The sequence below is a fragment of the Ruminococcus sp. 8Y-12 genome (assembly GCF_058119865.1).
This window is the reverse complement of record NZ_CM176623.1, coordinates 4703238-4720919: the sequence shown is the minus strand read 5'-3', so window position 1 is coordinate 4720919 and position 17682 is coordinate 4703238. Positions and strand designations below refer to the sequence as shown.

Sequence of the window (17682 nt, the reverse complement as noted above, 5' to 3'; positions counted from 1 at the left end):
CAAACCTTCAGGGCAGGGGCCACACCACATGGCGGGGCAGGCGCCTGGAAGCAAAATAAGCGCACAGACCTGTGAAGGTACCGGTAATCACACCACTGATCAGAAGAACAGGCAGATATGCGGCTGCGCTGAGAGAATCCAAAAGCACCATGGCAATTCCAATCTGCCCCACGTTGTGAAATAATGCGCCGATAATGCTCACAAACACAATGTACCTGCGTCCCAGCAGCCTGTATAAAAGGGCCATGGCCAGAAAGCAGAGCAGGCCTCCGCAGAGGCTGTAGAAAAAGGAGACCAGTTGTCCGGTTACCATACTTGCGATGAAAATCCGCATCAGCAGGGCAGTCAGGGCGTCCCTCCAGGTTGCATAGATCAGCAGCCACAGGGTAATTACATTGGCCAAGCCCAGCTTTATACCCGGAATGGGGGCCAAAGGAGGGATTGCGGATTCCACCACAAAGATAGTCAGGGCAATGGTGGTATACATGGCCAGCAGAGTCATACGCTTGATATTCATAATGATTTTGTACTCCTCCTGTTCCTATGCGGTGGCATCCCGGTCAGCGGCATGTCTGTTTATGTCTGCCCCAAGCCGGAGGTGAAGATCAGCCGGTAAAAGCGTCTGGTCCTTTAGATTCCCTTTTGTCCTTTTCAATGCGGATCATCAGTCTGTGAGGCAGACAGCTGATGGGATAGGCGGTACTGGAAACCATGCCCATGTTTTGACATATCTTATCAGGGCAGTCCGCATCGATGATTCCTATCTTTCCCTGTTCCACCTGAATCGTATTAAAGCCTCCGTCAGCTGCCTGGACGGTAAAAGAATAGGGGGAGTCAACATGAGTGAGATCCACTTCACGGATGAGCTCCCCGTTTTGAAATATTTTAGCCACTGTTCCGGCGCCGGAGTTCAGGTACTGCCACACAGCCATGGAGCAGGCGGCTGCCAAAATAAAAATTACAATTAAAATAAGGAAAAATCCTTTTTTTTCCTTCCACATACGCATGATGTTTTACACTTTCTAATAGCATTTGGCTTTTCTTTTTTACTGTATTTTAGCAAAAAAATATTAAAAAGGCAATATGGTAAGGTGGATTGTAGAAAGTGAGGGTAACAGTTCAGCAGGAAGCTGTTTCCCATAGGCGGGAGATGGTGTACTCAGGCGATTTGCACACAAGATTGAGGGGGAGCTCTAGATTCCAGAACACAGTCACCCGGGCGTCAACACAAGTAACAGGCCTGACCCGTCTGAATGCTTACTTATAGCCATTATACATTTGCAGATTCTTGTTAAAAATAGTTGCATTTTCAGGGAAGCTATGCTATAATTCAATAGCTATTTTAGAAACTGTAGGGACTTACAGGGGTAGCCCGGGATATCTTGCTGTGGAAACACAGGAGCAGCATTGGCCGGGAATGGGCCGTCATGCCGGAGGAAATGGTTCTTTCGGGGCAAGTGTCGGTAAGCAGTTCACATAAAAGAAAAACGAGGTGAAAATCATGAAAGAAGGAATCCATCCAGAGTACCATCAGGCAACTGTAACCTGCAACTGCGGAAACACATTTACAACAGGTTCTACAAAGAAAGATATCCACGTAGAAATCTGCTCCAAATGTCACTCATTCTATACAGGACAGCAGAAAGCAGCGGCAGCACGCGGACGTATTGACAAGTTCAACAGAAAATATGGTATTAATGCAAACAAATAGGATGTGTAAAGATAGGGTTGAGGTTGGAAAATCTCAACCCATTTTACTATAAAAGTCCCGGACAGCGAATACCGATTAACCCGAATACAGAAAAGAAGGGATACAAAATATGAAGTCATCCAACATCGGAGGACAGGCAGTCATGGAGGGAGTCATGATGAAAAACGGTGACAAGTACGCCGTGGCCGTCCGCAAGGAAAATCAGGAAATTGTGGTAAAAACAGAGGATTACAGCAGTTTTATTAAGAATAGGAAAGTACTCTCGCTGCCCGTTATACGCGGCGTATTTAATTTTATAGACTCTCTTGTTTTGGGAATGAAGACCCTGACTTACTCGGCCAGTTTCTTTATGGAAGAGGAAGAGACGGAACAGGAATCAAAGAAAAGAGAAAAAAAGCCGGTGGATAAGGCTAAGCAGGAAAAAAGAGACTCTATGCTCATGGGAATAACGGTGGCCTTCTCTGTGGTTTTGGCAGTGGGGCTTTTTATGATTTTGCCTTATTTTATTTCCCTGCTGTTTCACCGGTTCACAGACTCGGACATGGTGATTGCCGTGGCTGAGGGCGTGGTGCGTCTGACCCTGTTTATAGGTTATATCCTGCTGATCTCCAGGATGAAGGATATACAGAGGGTGTTTATGTATCACGGTGCGGAACACAAATGTATCAACTGTATAGAACATGGACTGGATCTGACAGTGGAAAATGTGATGAAGAGTTCAAAACAGCACAAAAGATGCGGAACCAGTTTCCTTCTGATTGTCATGATTATAAGTGTTGTCCTGTTCCTGTTTATACGGGTGGACTCTCCGGTGCTCCGGGTAGTCATCCGCCTTCTTCTGGTTCCGGTGATCGCGGGTGTATCCTATGAGTTTATCAGGCTGGCAGGCAGGAGCGAGAGTAAGATTGTGGATATTTTGAGCCGCCCGGGTATGTGGATGCAGAATCTCACCACCAGGGAGCCGGATGAATCCATGGCTGAGGTTGCCATCGCTTCCGTGGAAGCGGTGTTTGACTGGAAGGCCTACCTGGCGGAGAACTACGGTAAAAAGTATGAGGAACCGGAGGGCGCAGCATGAAACTGAGGGAGGCTTTGGCAAATGGGGAAGCCTACTTAAGGGAGAGGCAGGTTCCAGATGCGCCAGTGGATGCATGGTATCTGATGGAGTATGCCTTAAAAGACAGCTATGGCAACCGGATAGACCGTACCTGGTACCTTCTTCACTGTGAGGAGGATATACCTCCTGCCCAGTATGCCAGATATGAATCACTGCTGAGGGAGAGGGGGACGCGTGTTCCTCTGCAGCACATCACAGGGGAGCAGGAGTTTATGGGAATCCCCTTTCTGGTCAATGATAAAGTGCTGGTGCCCAGACAGGATACGGAGCTGCTCTGTGAGGAGGCATTGAAGGTCTGTCAGGCGGGAATGCAGGTTTTGGACTTGTGCACCGGGTCAGGCTGCATAGTGATCAGCCTGATGAAACATGCCCCGGGCCTTCTGGGTACTGCCTCAGATGTGTCTGCGACTGCCCTGGAGGTGGCCGGGGAGAATGCCAGACGCCAGGGCGTCTGCGTGGATTTTCGCCAGGGAGACCTGTTCTCCTGTATTGATGGAAGCTTTGACCTGATTGTCTCCAATCCGCCGTATATTCCCACAGGGGAGATCGACCGTTTGATGGAGGAGGTCCGCTGCTTTGATCCCAGAGGTGCGCTGGATGGCCGGGAGGACGGGCTTTATTTTTACCGGAAGATCACACAGGAGAGCGTTTCCTTTTTGAAGCAGGGGGGATGGCTTATGGTGGAAATCGGATATGACCAAGGGCCTGAGGTGGCTCAGATGATGACAAGTGCCGGACTGTCCGGCGTTCAGATTATAAAAGACCTTTCTGGGTTGGACAGAGTAGTGAAAGGTCGAAAAAGTTAGGAGGAAAAGAGATGTTTGATAAATTAGAGGATTTGCTGATCCGCTTTGAGGAGATCTTGAGCGAGCTAAATGAACCCACTGTGACAAATGATCAGTCCCGCTTTCAAAAATTGATGAAGGAGCAGAGCGATCTGCAGCCCATTGTGGATGCCTACAAAGAATACAAAGCATGTAAGGGGACTGTGGAAGACAGCCTGTCCATGCTGGAAGAGGAGTCTGACGAGGAGATGCGGGAGATGCTCAAGGAAGAGCTCAATGAGGCAAAGGCAAGGATCGAGGAATTGGAACATGAGCTGAAGATTCTGCTGTTGCCCAAGGACCCCAATGACGACAAAAACGTTATCGTGGAAATCCGCGCGGGTGCCGGCGGGGACGAAGCCGCCCTGTTTGCTGCGGAGATCTACCGCATGTATGTAAAATACGCGGAGGGACGCAGGTGGAAAACGGAGATGATGAGCCTGAACGAAAACGGAATAGGAGGGTTTAAGGAAGTCACCTTTATGCTGAACGGTCAGGGCGCTTACTCCAGGCTGAAATATGAGAGCGGCGTGCACCGGGTTCAGCGTGTGCCGGAGACAGAGTCAGGAGGAAGAATCCATACCTCCACCATCACTGTGGCGATCATGCCTGAGGCGGAGGAAATTGACTTCCATCTGGACTTAAATGATTGTAAGTTTGATGTATTCCGGGCTTCGGGAAACGGCGGACAGTGTGTAAATACCACGGACTCCGCAGTCCGTCTGACCCACATCCCCACGGGAATTGTGATTTCCTGCCAGGATGAGAAATCTCAGCTAAAGAACAAAGATAAGGCGTTAAAAGTCCTGCGCTCCAGGCTGTATGAGATGGAACTGCAGAAGCAGCACGATGCGGAGTCCGAGGCCAGGAGAAGCCAGGTGGGGACAGGGGACCGGTCGGAGAAAATCCGCACCTACAATTTTCCGCAGGGACGAGTGACGGACCACAGGATCAAGCTGACACTGCACAGACTGGATGCGGTGATGAACGGGGACCTGGAAGAGATCATCGACAGTCTGATCGCGGCAGACCAGGCGGCAAAGCTGGCGAATATGAATGACCAGGAATAGGCAGAATCGATTCCGCAGTTGTTTTTTGAGATTTTGCGGAGTATACTAGTATAGAAAATGCCCAAATACCGGGTATTGAATGCAACCTAGAAGCGAAAGTGAGAAAAGACCATTCATGGAGGACATTAATTATGGGTAAGTATTTTGGAACAGACGGTTTCCGCGGAGAGGCAAATGTGAATCTGACGGTAGAGCATGCCTTTAAAGTGGGCAGATTTCTGGGCTGGTACTACGGGCGTGACCACAAGGCCAAGATTGTCATAGGAAAAGACACCAGAAGAAGCAGCTATATGTTTGAGTATTCTCTGGTAGCGGGACTCACCGCATCCGGAGCGGATGCCTATCTGCTTCATGTGACCACTACCCCCAGCGTCTCCTATGTAGTGCGCACAGAAGGATTTGACTGCGGGATCATGATTTCAGCCAGCCACAATCCCTTCTATGACAATGGCATCAAAGTCATCAACGGCATGGGCCACAAGCTGGAAGCTGAGGTGGAGGATAAGATTGAAGAGTATCTGGATGGAGAGATAGAGGAGCTTCCTCTGGCTGTCAAGGAGAATATCGGACGCACAGTGGATTTTGTGGCTGGGCGGAACCGCTATATCGGCTATCTGATTTCCCTGGCTACCCGCTCCTTTAAGAATATGAAGGTCGGACTGGACTGCTCCAACGGCAGCGCCTCTTCAATTGCCAAGAGCGTGTTTGACGCCCTGGGAGCCAAGACCTATGTGATCAACAATGAACCCAATGGGACAAATATCAACACCAACTGCGGTTCCACCCATATCGAAGTGCTGCAGGAGTTTGTGAAAAAGAACGGATTGAACATCGGCTTTGCCTACGACGGTGATGCGGACCGCTGCATCGCTGTGGATGAGAACGGTAATGTGGTAGACGGTGACTTGATCCTCTATATCTGCGGCAAATATCTGAAGGAGGAAGGCAGGCTGAACAACGATACCATTGTAACCACCATTATGTCCAACCTGGGACTGTATAAAGCCTGTGACCGGGCGGGAATCCGCTATGAGAAGACCGCAGTGGGTGACAAGTATGTGTATGAAAATATGGTAACCAACGGGCACTGCCTGGGGGGAGAACAGTCCGGACACATTATTTTCAGCAAGCACGCCACCACGGGAGACGGTATCCTGACCTCCCTGATGGTGATGGAGGTTCTTCTGGAGAAAAAACAAAGTCTGGCAACCCTTGCAGGTGAAGTGCGGATTTATCCCCAGCTTCTGAAAAATGTGAGGGTGGCGGACAAAAAAGTGGCCAGGGAGAATCCGGAAGTGGTAAAGGCTGTGGAAGACGTTGCAGAGACACTGGGCGACGACGGACGTATTCTGGTTCGTGAGAGCGGTACAGAGCCTGTGATCCGCGTGATGGTGGAGGCCTCTGAGGATGCGCTCTGTGAGAAGTACGTAAACCAGGTGGTGGACGTGATGCAGGCACAGGGCTTAATTGTAGATTAGTAACTATTTAACAGGTCTGCGCATCTACTGCGCAGACTGTAAGAAAATGATTCAGGAGTGCAAAAATCCCATCATCGAAGGCGATTTTAAATGGATTTCTGTAAGTAACTGTGAATGCACTGAACAGTTACATAGGTTAAATATTATGGAACACAAATGGAGAAAATTATTTGGCTACTACAAACCCTATAAGGGATTGCTTTGGTCTGACATGTTTTTCGCAATCATGGGGGCCGGCGTAACGCTGGTCATCCCCCTGATTGTGCGCTATATTACAAACGAGGTGGTGTATCTGCCGGGAAATGAGCCGCTGCATCAAATCCTAAAGCTGGGAGCTCTGATGCTGGGGCTGGTTGTCCTGGAGTTTATATGCAACTTCTATATTGCTTACCAGGGACATATCATGGGGGCTAGCATAGAACATGATATGCGCAACGAGATTTTTTCCCATTATCAGAAGCTGTCCTTTACCTTCTTCAACAACCAGAAGGTAGGTCAGCTTTTGTCGCGCGTGACTACGGACCTGTTTGACATCAGTGAGCTGCTTCACCACGGCCCGGAGGACCTGGTGATCTCTCTGATCAAGTTTATCGGATCTTTTATCATTCTGTTTTCCATCAACCAAAAGCTGACCCTTGTGGCCTTTGCCTTTGTGCCCGTGATGGCTGTCTATGCCTTCTACTTTAACACGCGGATGAAAAAAGCATTTAAGGAGAACAGGGCGAAGATCGCGGATATCAACAGCCAGATAGAGGACAGCCTCTCCGGCATCCGGGTGGTGAAATCCTTTGCCAATGAGGATGTGGAGATGAATAAGTTCCGCAGGGGAAACAGCCGGTTTGTGGAGAGCAAGAAGAAGAGCTACTGGTATATGGGCGGGTACAACTCAGGCCTTGGAGCCCTCACCACCATGGTTACCATAGCGGTACTGGCGGTGGGAGCTGTGATGATTACCAATAAGACCATGGCAGTGGCGGATCTCATCACTTTCTTTTTATACATCAATAATTTCACGGAGCCTGTCAAAAAGCTGATCAACTTTACTGAGCAGTTTCAAAATGGATATGCCGGGTATGAGCGGTTTCTGGAGATCCTGGATGTGGAACCGGACATCGCAGATGCCCCTGGGGCTGTGGAGCTTGAAGAGGTAAAGGGGGACATAGAGTTTCGGGATGTGTCCTTTCAATATAAAGATGGAAATGAGACGGTTTTAAGCCATATCAATCTCAAGGTGAGTGCAGGAGATTATCTGGCTGTGGTGGGAAGCTCCGGAGGAGGAAAGACCACCATGTGCAGCCTGATTCCCAGATTTTACGATGTGGCGAAGGGACAGATTCTGCTGGACGGCAGGGATGTCCGCAGCATACAGTTAAAGAGCCTGCGTGACCACATCGGGATTGTACAGCAGGACGTGTATCTTTTTGCTGAAAATATTATGGAGAACATTCGATACGGCAGGCCGGATGCCACGGATGAGGAAGTGGTGGAAGCAGCCAAGCGGGCCAATGCCCACGACTTCATCGCAGTGCTGCCGGACGGATACTATACAGATATCGGACAGAGGGGCGTCAAGCTCTCAGGAGGACAGAAACAGCGTCTTTCCATTGCGCGTGTATTTTTGAAAAATCCGCCAATACTAATTTTTGATGAAGCCACCTCGGCCCTGGACAATGAGAGTGAAAAAATTGTCCAAAATTCCTTAGAGGAGCTGGCAAAGAACCGAACCACCTTTGTGATTGCCCACAGGCTGACAACCATCCGAAACGCCCAAAGGATACTGGTGCTGACAGAAAAGGGGATTGAAGAGGAGGGCACACACAAGGAACTGCTGGAGAGAAACGGCGCTTACGCCGCACTGTACCGCCAGTGAGACAGGAAAATTTATTGCTATGGGCGGCCCCGGCCGTGAATAGTAACAAAAATTTGGATGTGAAGTTACAGAACCGTTACGGAGAAATACAAAAAGAGAGGAACATATGATTACATTTAAAAGACCAGAATTAGAAGATAGAGACCTGATAAATGAGTATCTGCGCAGGCAGAAGACGAGAAGCTGTGAGTTTACTTTTGCCAATACTTACCTATGGTCCAGGCATTACGGCGTGGAGTATGCCATTGTGGAGGATACACTGGTGTATATGGCAAAGGGGGAGAAGCCCAGCTTTACCTTTCCCATCGGGGAATCCCAAAAGATAAAGCCGGCTTTAAAAGCCCTGATGGAATACTGTAGGGAACTGGGAAAGCCTTTTCAGATGCACCTGGTAACAGAGGGGCAGTATGCCTGTCTAAACCAGCTTTATCCGGAAGAGTTTCAAATCGCATACAACAGGGACAGCGCGGACTACGTGTATGAGAGGGAGAAGCTGGCGAACCTGTCCGGCAAGAAATACCATGGCAAGAAGAATCACATCAATAAATTTAAGAAAACCTATCCTGACTGGACGTATGAGAGCATTACGGAACAGAATGCGGAGGAATGCTTTCAGATGGCTCTGAACTGGAGAAGGATCAACGGGTGTGAGGATGATCCGGAAAAAAATGCGGAGATGTGTGTAACCTTAAATTTCCTGCGCCTGTTTCGGGAGCTGGAGATGAGGGGCGGACTGCTGCGGGCCGCGGGAGAGGTGGTGGCCTTTTCCATCGGGGAGCCAGTGTGCGATGACACCATGGTGGTGCATATCGAGAAGGCTTATGCGGATGTGCCGGGGGCTTATCCCATGATCAATCAGCAGTTTGTCCTACATGAGACGGAGGGCTACACATACATCAACCGCGAAGAGGATACCGGGGCGGAGGGACTGCGCCAGGCAAAGCTTTCCTATCATCCTGTATTTATGGTGGAGAAAGGATTCGTGACCAGAATAGACGCAGAATGAGGTACTGAACCGTTACGAAAACGGGATAGGGACAGAAAGGGGAATGTGGGATGATATCGGAAAAAATGACAGGGTATGTCAAAAACAGCTCGGCCATAAGAGCTATGTTTGAGGAAGGGAAACGCTTAGGCGACCTCTACGGTGCGGAAAATGTGTTTGATTTCAGCATTGGAAATCCCAATGTACCGGCGCCTGCCGAGGTAAAAGAGGCGGTGCTGGACATCTTAAGCCAGGAGGACTCTCTGCAGGTACATGGATACACCACCAGCAATTCCGGGTATGAGGATGTGAGAAGGGCGGTGGCGGAATCTCTGAACGCCCGCTTTGGTACCCGGTTTGGGATGGATAATATTGTGATGACGGTGGGAGCGGCCGGTGGACTGAATGTAGTCATGAAGACGTTGCTGAATCCCGGGGATGAGGTACTCACCTTTGCGCCCTATTTTGGGGAATACCGGGCTTATGTGACAAACTACGACGGGATTTTGAAGGCTGTGGAGCCGGATACTGAAACTTTCCAGCCCAACCTGGATGCCTTTGAAAAGATGGTTAACGCCAGGACAAAGGCAGTGATTGTCAATACGCCGAACAACCCCACAGGAGTGGTCTATTCTGAGGAGACAATCAAAAGAATGGCCGGTATCCTGAGAGAGAAGCAGGAAGAGTTTCAGACCAGCATTTATCTGGTAGCAGACGAGCCCTACCGTGAGCTGGCGTACGATGAGATAGAGGTACCCTACCTGACGAAATACTATGAGAACACCGTTGTCGGCTACTCCTTCAGCAAATCTCTTTCTCTGCCAGGGGAGCGAATAGGTTATCTGGTGCTCCCGGATGAGCTGGACGATTCAGAACAGATCAGGGAGGCAGCCAATGTGGCTACGCGGATTCTGGGCTATGTCAATGCCCCTTCCCTATTCCAAAAAGTGGTGGCCAGATGCCTGGATGCGAAGGTGGATGTGGAGTACTATGACAGGAACCGGGAAGCGCTCTACCAGGGGCTAAGAAGAGTGGGGCTTAAGTGTGTTAAGCCTCAGGGAGCCTTCTACCTTTTTGTGAAATCTCCGGAGGAGGATGAAACCCAGTTCTGTGCTAAGGCAAAGAAGTACCATATTCTCATGGTGCCTGGCAGCTCCTTTGGATGCCCTGGATATGTACGTCTGGCATATTGCGTGGCCTATGAGACCATCTGCCGGGCGCTTCCGAAGTTTGAGGAATTGATGAAGCAATATCTGTGATATTTGCGTGGATTAAGGTGAAGAACAAGAGGAGGAAATGATGAGAGCCTGGGAAAAAAATGTGAGAACCGTGGTACCCTATGTGCCCGGAGAGCAGCCCAACCAGATCGGAATGATCAAATTAAATACTAATGAAAACCCCTATCCGCCGGCCCCCGGCGTGATGGAGGCCTTAAAGAATATGGATGCGGACAGCCTCCGCAGATACCCCGATCCGGCCGCGGATGCGCTGGTGTCCAAATTGGCAAAGACTTATCATGTGGCAAAGGAGCAGATTTTTGTAGGCGTGGGTTCGGACGATGTGCTGGCCATGTGTTTTCTCACTTTTTTCAACTCCAGAAAGCCGGTGCTGTTTCCGGACATTACATATTCTTTTTACGATGTGTGGGCCGATGTGTTCCGCATTCCCTATGTGTGCCAACCGCTGAATGAGGAATTTGAGATTGTAAAGGAGGACTACTACAGGGATAATGGGGGCGTGATTTTCCCAAATCCCAACGCTCCCACAGGGGTGTGTCAGGATTTGGAAGACGTGGAGGATATTATTCGTAACAACCAGGATGTAGTGGTGATTGTGGATGAAGCCTACATTGATTTCGGAGGCAGGTCTGCCCTGGAACTGCTGGATCAATATGAGAACCTGCTGGTGGTCCAGACCTTTTCCAAATCCCGCTCCATGGCGGGAATGCGGGTGGGATGCGCCTTTGGCAGCAGGACACTGATCAAGTATCTGAATGATGTAAAATATTCCTTCAATTCCTACACCATGAATGCCCCAACCCTTGTGGCAGCGGCGGTGGCTTTGGAGGATGAGGCATACTTTAAGGAGACGGTGGGAAAGATTACGGCCACCAGGGAGCGGGTGAAGAGAGAGCTGCGGGGAATGGGCTTTACCTTTGCGGATTCCCAGGCCAATTTTCTCTTTATCACACACCCGGAGTTTGCGGCCAGGGAGCTTTTTGAGGCGCTGAAGATAAAAAAGATTTACGTGCGCTATTTTAATAAGCCCAGGATCGACAATTATCTGAGGGTGACCATTGGAACGGATCAGGAGATGGATGAACTGCTGGCCTTTTTGCGGCGCTACATGAAAAAGTGATAGATAAAAACGAAGGAACGGAGGCTGCGAAATGGAAGCATACACAGGATTTGCCTATGTGTACGACACCTTCATGGACAATGTGCCCTACAGAGAGTGGAGCGCCTACCTGGGGGAACTGCTGACAGGGTATGGAATAGAAGACGGTCTGGTTCTGGACCTCGGGTGCGGTACAGGGAGTATGACGGAGCAGCTGGCAGAGATGGGATATGATATGATCGGGGTGGATTTTTCCGAGGAAATGCTGGAGATAGCGCAGGAGAAAAAGTTGGCATCGGGTCATGACATCCTGTATCTGCATCAGGATATGAGGGACTTTGAACTCTACGGTACGGTGAGGGCAGTTGTGAGCGTCTGCGACTCCATGAATTACCTGATGTCTGAGGAGGAGTTTCTCTGTGTGCTGAAGCTGGTGAATAACTATCTGGACCCAGGGGGAATCTTTGTCTTTGATCTGAACACTGCCTATAAGTACCGGGAACTTTTGGGGGATACGACCATTGCGGAGAACCGCAGGGAATGCAGCTTTATCTGGGAGAATACCTGGTATGAGGAGGAAGGGGCCAATGAGTACGACCTGACTATCTTTGTCAGGGAGGAAGGGGACCTCTATCGAAGATATCAGGAGACCCACTATCAGCGGGCATACAGTTTAGATATCATTAAAGGGCTCATCCGGAAGGCGGGGATGGAATTGGAAGCCGTCTATGATGCATTTACCAGAGAGCCGGCCAGAGTAGACAGTGAGAGAATTTATGTGATTGCAAGAGAGCATGGAAAGGAATAGAATATGTCAGATTATATTGTGAGAGCAACTGCAGCGGACAGTCAGATCAGAGCGTTTGCCGCAACCACAAGGAATCTGGTGGAACAGGCCAGAGCTGCCCACAACACCAGTCCGGTGGCAACAGCCGCTCTGGGCCGCCTGCTTAGTGCAGGAGCCATGATGGGAACCATGATGAAGGGGAAGCAGGACTTGCTGACGCTTCAGATCAAAGCAGGGGGACCTCTTGGTGGAATGACCGTCACAGCGGACAGCCGGGCCAGGGTAAAGGGATATGTAAACAATCCCGCAGTCATGCTGCCGCCGAACAGCAAGGGAAAGCTGGATGTGGCAGGGGCAGTGGGTGTGGGAATTTTAAATGTCATCAAGGACATGGGTTTAAAAGAGCCATATGTGGGGCAGACTGTACTTCAGACAAGCGAAATCGCGGAGGATCTGACCTACTATTTTGCCACCTCAGAGCAGGTGCCCTCCTCAGTGGGCCTGGGGGTTTTGATGGAGCATGACAACACAGTGAAGCAGGCAGGAGGATTTATCATACAGCTGATGCCATTTACGGATGAGAAGATTATAAGCGCGCTGGAGGAAAAGCTATCCACAGTGACCAGCGTGACATCCATGCTGGACGCCGGAATGACACCGGAACAGATCCTGGAGGAACTCTTAGGGGAGTTTGGTCTGGAGATTACGGACCGGATTCCCACAGAGTTTTACTGCAACTGCGACAAAGGGCGGGTGGCAAAGGCTTTGGTCAGCGTGGGTAAGAAAGACTTAAAAGAGATGATAGAAGACGGAAAAACCATTGAAGTGAACTGCCATTTCTGCAATACAAACTATGGGTTTACGGTGGAGGAGCTAAAAGATCTCTATCAAAAAAGCAGGTAAACGGAGGAAGACATGTTAGACGGATTTATCAAGACGGCTGTGGTGACACCGAGAATAAAAGTAGCGGATTGTAAGTACAATGCCGGAGAAATTTCCGGGAGGATGGAGGAGGCCCAAGCCCTGGGCGCAAAGATTATTGTGTTTCCCGAACTGTGTATCACTGGTTACACCTGTGAGGACTTGTTTTGGCAGGACCTGTTGCTTGACCAGGCAAAGCATGCGCTGCATCAGGTGATTTTCCGAAGCAGGGGCAAGGATGCCCTGGTGTTTGTGGGACTTCCCTGGGAGAAAGACGGCAAGCTCTACAATGTGGCGGCAGTGCTGTCTGACGGGAAACTGCTGGGTATCGTACCAAAACGCCACCTCCCCAACTACGGCGAATTCTATGAAGCCCGTCACTTTCACCCGGGTGAGGCAAAGGTGGAGTGGGTGGACTATGAGGGTACACCTGTGCCTTTTGGCATGAACCTGCTGTTTTCCTGCAGGGAGGTTCCGGGACTTCAGGTGGCGGCGGAGATCTGTGAGGATGTCTGGGCTCCGGACCCGCCCAGCACACGTCACGCCATGGCGGGAGCCACTGTGATCGTAAATCTGTCTGCCAGTGATGAGACCACCGGAAAGAACATCTACCGGGAAGCCCTGGTAACTGGACAGTCGGCCAGACTCCTCTGCGCCTACCTCTATGCAAGTGCCGGGGAGGGCGAGTCCACTACGGATCTGGTGTTTGGCGGCCACAGTCTGATCGCGGAAAATGGAGTGTTGCTGTCCCAGACAAAGCGATTTTGCAACGAGACAGCATACGGGGACTTGGATATCAAACGTCTGACATCAGAGAGAAGAAGGATGACCACCTTTGATATCTGCGATAAACAGGATTACGAGAGGGTCGCCTTTCATCTGCAGAGCGTGACCACGAGACTGGAACGCAGCTTTGATCCAGCGCCCTTTGTGCCCGGAATCAAAGAAGACCGGGACAGACGCTGTGAGGAGATCTTATCCATACAGGCCATGGGGTTGAAAAAAAGACTTGAGCACACAGGATGCGCAAGTGCGGTGGTAGGCATCTCCGGAGGATTGGATTCTACCCTCGCGCTTCTGGTGACAGCCAAAGCCTTTGATATGCTGCAGATCCCAAGAGAGCAGATTACTGCTGTGACCATGCCCTGCTTCGGCACCACAGACCGGACATTCACAAATGCCTGTGAACTCACAAAAACACTGGGAGCCACCCTGCGGGAGGTGGATATCAGGGAGGCAGTCAGGATTCATTTCAGAGATATCGGCCACGATGAGGGGAACCACGATGTGACCTACGAGAACAGTCAGGCCAGGGAGCGGACACAGATCCTGATGGACATCGCCAATCAGACCCAGGGGATGGTGATCGGTACCGGCGACATGTCTGAGCTGGCCCTTGGGTGGGCCACCTATAATGGAGACCACATGTCTATGTATGGGGTAAACGCCTCCGTACCCAAGACCCTGGTGCGCCACCTTGTCCGTTACTATGCGCAGAGCTGTGGGGATGCAAGACTGGCAGATATCCTTCTGGATGTGTTGGACACTCCTGTGAGTCCGGAACTGCTTCCTCCCAGGGACGGGGAGATTTCACAGAAGACAGAGGATTTGGTGGGCCCTTATGAGCTCCATGATTTCTTTTTGTACTATGTACTCCGGTTTGGCTATGAGCCCAGAAAAATATACCGGATCGCCAAGATCGCTTTTGCGGGGACCTATGAGAACGAGACGATTCTGAAGTGGCTGAAGAAGTTTTATTGGCGGTTTTTCACTCAACAGTTTAAACGATCCTGTCTTCCGGACGGGCCCAAGGTTGGCTCAGTGGCCCTGTCTCCGAGAGGTGATCTGCGGATGCCAAGCGATGCCTGCGTACGGTTGTGGATTGAGGACTTAGATAAGTTGGGTACAGATTAGAATATCCCGGTGCACATATTTTTGTCACAATCTGGAGGTATATTGTTACTGATACTTTGTAACTTATATTCCGGGAAACACAGAAAAGGAGTGGAAATTTGAACTTAGAAAAATGGAAGATTGGAGTCCTGGCGCTGGCATTCTGCCTGTGCCTGGGTGTACATATGAAGACGGAGGCAGCCTCCAAAGTCAAAGGAATTGATGTATCCGTGAACAACGGCATCGTGGACTGGGAATCTGTGAAAAATCAGGGCTACACCTACGCCATGATAAAGACAGGGGATGGACAGGCGCCTGAAGATTTTTATTCGGACGTGGACGCGCAGTTTGAGTCCAACTATGAAGGCGCGGGTGCTGTTGGCCTCAAGCGGGGTGTCTACCATGTCTGCTGTACCAGGACCGTGGAGGGAGCGATCGCAGAGGCGGAGTATTGCCTGAAGATCCTAAACGGCAGGAAGCTGGAATATCCGGTGGCTTATGATATGGAGATGCCGGGAAACTTTGCGGGAGGCAAGAGCAACACCACTGCTATGGCGAAGGCATTCTGTGACCGTATCCGTAAGGCGGGTTATACCCCCATGATCTATTCCTCCTCCAGCCATCTAAGCAAAGATTTTAAATGGAGCAGGCTGAAGAATGTGAAGGTGTGGGTGGCTCATTACGGGGTGAAAAAGCCCTCTTACTCGGGGATATATCATATGTGGCAGTATACCAATTCGGCTGAAGTAAGTGGAGCAGGCAACGTGCAGGGGGAGACGGATGTGAACTATTCCTACCTGGAAAAGCCCAGACAGGTTACCCTGAAGAAGAAGAGGATAACTCTGAAAAAGGGGAAGACCTACAAGATCAAAGCCACGGTATCTCCAGCTACTGTTTACGATAAACTGAAGTACGCTTCCAACAGAAAAAAGGTGGCATCTGTGAACGCAAAAGGGGTGGTTAGGGCCAAAAAGAAAGGGTCTGCAGTGATCACCATAAAGACGGTAAATGGGAAGAGGGCAAAATTGACTGTGAAGGTGAAATAATAAACATATAATAAAGTATAAAACTGCGCGGCTGCAGCATGCCGCGCAGTTTTGTATTGCATCAGCGGAACTCTTTTATTCGGAAGTGGTATTATTTGCAGCCAGCGCAAGAGCGTCCTCTACGGCATCCAGCAGAATCTGGGAAGTATACTTGCTATCCTCGGAGTATGTAATGTTCTCTGTGGACTGGGCCTCATATATCTGATCTGCGATCTCCTCCAGCGCGGGCTGCACGAGAGGATACATCGTAGTAACGGTCTCACTTAGATTAACCAGGCGGATCGAGTTGATATGATCCGCATCTACGGTCACTTCCACATCAAGCGCACTGTTATTCAAGGTGATTGGTGTTGTGTAAACTCCCGGGATGTACTTTGCGTCGGATGTACTGGTCTGGTTTGTGGATGGAGCAGTATCAGGCGCGGCAGTTTTTTTAGGTTTAAACATAAATATGAGTAAAATAATCAGGACAATCCCCAGCGCAATAAAAATCCCGGTGTAAATCAACTCCCTCATACGTAATACCATTATTTTTGTCTTTGAACCCATCTGCAGTCCTCCTAACCATTGGCTTTTTTATATTGTATTGCAGCGGGACGGGATATATGCCTGGACCTGTTTTTTACTGTATAGAAAATTTGGCAGATATTTCTTATAGTAAATTCATTCAGTTATTCTCTAACCTGAGACGAATCTTTATTTCATTGCAAATTTCCTATAAAAGTGCTATGATTAATTAAAAATTTGATGGAGGTGTGAGGATGGTTGATTATGTAATCACAACTGACAATATGACCGATTTACCAAATGAATATGTTGAAAAGCATGGCCTTGGGATGATGTCCCTTACTTATATGATAGATGGGAAAAGCTATACAAAGAAGAATGAGCTTCCTTACAAGGAGTTCTACGCAAAGATGCGAGCTGGTTCCATGCCCACCACATCCCAGGTGAATCCCGAGGAGGCCAAGGAGGAATTGAGAGAATTTCTCAAGAAGTGTAAAAGGATTATACACATTGCATTCTCAAGCGGGTTAAGCGGGAGCTACAACAGTGTCCGAATTGCAGCGGAAGAGTTGATGGAGGAAGATCCCTCCTGCCAGATTACAGTGATTGATTCTCTCTGTGCGTCTCTGGGGGAAGGACTTTTTGTACATCAGGCGGTGAAGCGCATGGAGGAGGGTATGGAGTACGAGGAGCTGGTAAAATGGCTGGAAGACCATAAGCTGAATCTTGTACACAATTTTACAGTGGATGACCTCTTTCATCTCTATCGAGGGGGACGTGTCTCTAAGGCAGCGGCTGTGTTAGGCACTATGATTAATTTAAAGCCAGTACTCCACGTGGACGATGAGGGCCATCTGATTCCTGTTTCCAAGGTGAGGGGAAGAAAGAAGTCTATCGCAGCGTTGGTAGACAACATGGAGAAGCAGATTGGCAGCTTTCGGGATAAAAATGACATTGTTTTTATTAGTCACGGGGACTGCGAGGAGGATGCAAAGTTAATGGCGGATATGATCCGGGAGCGGTTTGGCATCCAGGAATTTCTGATCAATCCTGTTGGCCCCACCATAGGAGCGCACTCGGGCCCCGGAACGCTCGCGCTGTTTTATATGGGCGATTACCGGTAGGATGGAGAGACC

17 protein-coding genes are annotated in these 17682 nt (G+C 49.6%); 14 read left to right on the top strand and 3 right to left on the bottom strand.

Features of this window, described 5'->3' with window-relative positions:
• Positions 1 to 7: 7 nt before the first annotated feature.
• Together AC0THY_RS19150 and AC0THY_RS19145 are read right to left on the bottom strand one after the other, a co-directional pair.
• Positions 8 to 517 carry a Gx transporter family protein gene (locus tag AC0THY_RS19150; RefSeq protein WP_489992179.1) on the bottom strand — a complete coding sequence of 170 codons (510 nt, stop codon included), beginning with the start codon at positions 515 to 517 and terminating at the stop codon, positions 8 to 10.
• Positions 518 to 605: 88 nt separating this feature from the next.
• A complete protein-coding gene (locus tag AC0THY_RS19145; RefSeq protein WP_489992178.1) occupies positions 606 to 1007 on the bottom strand; it encodes a NusG domain II-containing protein in 402 nt (133 codons plus the stop codon).
• A 494-nt stretch (positions 1008 to 1501) separates the two neighbouring features.
• Between AC0THY_RS19145 and rpmE the strand changes: the two genes are divergently transcribed.
• The 13 genes from rpmE to AC0THY_RS19080 all read left to right on the top strand — a co-directional run bounded on the left by rpmE (position 1502) and on the right by AC0THY_RS19080 (position 16039).
• On the top strand, positions 1502 to 1711 hold the full coding sequence (rpmE, locus tag AC0THY_RS19140) for a 50S ribosomal protein L31 (protein ID WP_489992177.1): 210 nt from the start codon (positions 1502 to 1504) through the stop codon (positions 1709 to 1711).
• Between the two features lie 109 nt (positions 1712 to 1820).
• Positions 1821 to 2789, top strand: a complete 969-nt coding sequence (locus AC0THY_RS19135) for a DUF1385 domain-containing protein (protein ID WP_489992176.1) — start codon at positions 1821 to 1823, stop codon at positions 2787 to 2789.
• The gene (gene prmC / locus AC0THY_RS19130) at positions 2786 to 3634 is read left to right on the top strand and encodes a peptide chain release factor N(5)-glutamine methyltransferase (protein WP_489992175.1); all 849 of its coding nucleotides are present in this window, start codon (positions 2786 to 2788) and stop codon (positions 3632 to 3634) included. The genes AC0THY_RS19135 and prmC overlap by 4 nt, the downstream gene beginning before the upstream one ends.
• Positions 3635 to 3645: 11 nt before the next feature.
• Positions 3646 to 4722, top strand: a complete 1077-nt coding sequence (gene prfA / locus AC0THY_RS19125) for a peptide chain release factor 1 (RefSeq protein ID WP_489992174.1) — start codon at positions 3646 to 3648, stop codon at positions 4720 to 4722.
• A gap of 131 nt (positions 4723 to 4853) precedes the next feature.
• Positions 4854 to 6200, top strand: coding sequence for a phosphoglucosamine mutase (gene glmM / locus AC0THY_RS19120; RefSeq protein WP_489992173.1), 1347 nt, complete (start codon positions 4854 to 4856; stop codon positions 6198 to 6200).
• Between the two features lie 145 nt (positions 6201 to 6345).
• On the top strand, positions 6346 to 8070 hold the full coding sequence (locus tag AC0THY_RS19115; RefSeq protein ID WP_489992172.1) for an ABC transporter ATP-binding protein: 1725 nt from the start codon (positions 6346 to 6348) through the stop codon (positions 8068 to 8070).
• A gap of 106 nt (positions 8071 to 8176) precedes the next feature.
• Complete coding sequence (locus AC0THY_RS19110) at positions 8177 to 9076, top strand: DUF2156 domain-containing protein (protein ID WP_489992171.1); 900 nt, start codon at positions 8177 to 8179, stop codon at positions 9074 to 9076.
• 50 nt (positions 9077 to 9126) lie between these two features.
• A complete protein-coding gene (locus tag AC0THY_RS19105) occupies positions 9127 to 10314 on the top strand; it encodes a pyridoxal phosphate-dependent aminotransferase (RefSeq protein ID WP_489992170.1) in 1188 nt (395 codons plus the stop codon).
• 40 nt (positions 10315 to 10354) lie between these two features.
• A complete protein-coding gene (hisC, locus tag AC0THY_RS19100; RefSeq protein ID WP_489994221.1) occupies positions 10355 to 11413 on the top strand; it encodes a histidinol-phosphate transaminase in 1059 nt (352 codons plus the stop codon).
• Positions 11414 to 11444: 31 nt separating this feature from the next.
• On the top strand, positions 11445 to 12200 hold the full coding sequence (locus AC0THY_RS19095; RefSeq protein ID WP_489992169.1) for a class I SAM-dependent DNA methyltransferase: 756 nt from the start codon (positions 11445 to 11447) through the stop codon (positions 12198 to 12200).
• A 3-nt stretch (positions 12201 to 12203) separates the two neighbouring features.
• Complete coding sequence (gene hslO / locus AC0THY_RS19090; RefSeq protein ID WP_489992168.1) at positions 12204 to 13082, top strand: Hsp33 family molecular chaperone HslO; 879 nt, start codon at positions 12204 to 12206, stop codon at positions 13080 to 13082.
• Positions 13083 to 13094: 12 nt separating this feature from the next.
• Positions 13095 to 15014 (top strand): NAD(+) synthase, encoded by a 1920-nt coding sequence (locus AC0THY_RS19085; protein WP_489992167.1) that lies wholly within the window; start codon positions 13095 to 13097, stop codon positions 15012 to 15014.
• A gap of 98 nt (positions 15015 to 15112) precedes the next feature.
• The gene (locus AC0THY_RS19080) at positions 15113 to 16039 is read left to right on the top strand and encodes a GH25 family lysozyme (RefSeq protein ID WP_489992166.1); all 927 of its coding nucleotides are present in this window, start codon (positions 15113 to 15115) and stop codon (positions 16037 to 16039) included.
• 75 nt (positions 16040 to 16114) lie between these two features.
• Here the strand turns inward: AC0THY_RS19080 and AC0THY_RS19075 are convergent, their stop codons facing one another.
• Positions 16115 to 16588, bottom strand: coding sequence for an FMN-binding protein (locus AC0THY_RS19075; RefSeq protein ID WP_489992165.1), 474 nt, complete (start codon positions 16586 to 16588; stop codon positions 16115 to 16117).
• 212 nt (positions 16589 to 16800) lie between these two features.
• Between AC0THY_RS19075 and AC0THY_RS19070 the strand changes: the two genes are divergently transcribed.
• Positions 16801 to 17670 (top strand): DegV family protein, encoded by an 870-nt coding sequence (locus AC0THY_RS19070; RefSeq protein ID WP_489992164.1) that lies wholly within the window; start codon positions 16801 to 16803, stop codon positions 17668 to 17670.
• The last annotated feature ends 12 nt before the right edge of the window (positions 17671 to 17682 follow it).

Bases quoted from the DNA above. Each gene is read 5' to 3' on its own strand.
- AC0THY_RS19150 (WP_489992179.1), bottom strand. From the start codon at position 517: ATGAATATCAAGCGTATGACTCTGCTGGCCATGTATACCACCATTGCC.
- glmM (WP_489992173.1), top strand. From the start codon at position 4,854: ATGGGTAAGTATTTTGGAACAGACGGTTTCCGCGGAGAGGCAAATGTG.
- hisC (WP_489994221.1), top strand. From the start codon at position 10,355: ATGAGAGCCTGGGAAAAAAATGTGAGAACCGTGGTACCCTATGTGCCC.
- AC0THY_RS19070 (WP_489992164.1), top strand. From the start codon at position 16,801: ATGGTTGATTATGTAATCACAACTGACAATATGACCGATTTACCAAAT.
- AC0THY_RS19110 (WP_489992171.1), top strand. From the start codon at position 8,177: ATGATTACATTTAAAAGACCAGAATTAGAAGATAGAGACCTGATAAAT.
- AC0THY_RS19115 (WP_489992172.1), top strand. From the start codon at position 6,346: ATGGAACACAAATGGAGAAAATTATTTGGCTACTACAAACCCTATAAG.
- rpmE (WP_489992177.1), top strand. From the start codon at position 1,502: ATGAAAGAAGGAATCCATCCAGAGTACCATCAGGCAACTGTAACCTGC.
- AC0THY_RS19135 (WP_489992176.1), top strand. From the start codon at position 1,821: ATGAAGTCATCCAACATCGGAGGACAGGCAGTCATGGAGGGAGTCATG.
- AC0THY_RS19075 (WP_489992165.1), bottom strand. From the start codon at position 16,588: ATGGGTTCAAAGACAAAAATAATGGTATTACGTATGAGGGAGTTGATT.
- hslO (WP_489992168.1), top strand. From the start codon at position 12,204: ATGTCAGATTATATTGTGAGAGCAACTGCAGCGGACAGTCAGATCAGA.
- AC0THY_RS19095 (WP_489992169.1), top strand. From the start codon at position 11,445: ATGGAAGCATACACAGGATTTGCCTATGTGTACGACACCTTCATGGAC.
- AC0THY_RS19105 (WP_489992170.1), top strand. From the start codon at position 9,127: ATGATATCGGAAAAAATGACAGGGTATGTCAAAAACAGCTCGGCCATA.
- prfA (WP_489992174.1), top strand. From the start codon at position 3,646: ATGTTTGATAAATTAGAGGATTTGCTGATCCGCTTTGAGGAGATCTTG.
- AC0THY_RS19145 (WP_489992178.1), bottom strand. From the start codon at position 1,007: ATGCGTATGTGGAAGGAAAAAAAAGGATTTTTCCTTATTTTAATTGTA.
- prmC (WP_489992175.1), top strand. From the start codon at position 2,786: ATGAAACTGAGGGAGGCTTTGGCAAATGGGGAAGCCTACTTAAGGGAG.
- AC0THY_RS19085 (WP_489992167.1), top strand. From the start codon at position 13,095: ATGTTAGACGGATTTATCAAGACGGCTGTGGTGACACCGAGAATAAAA.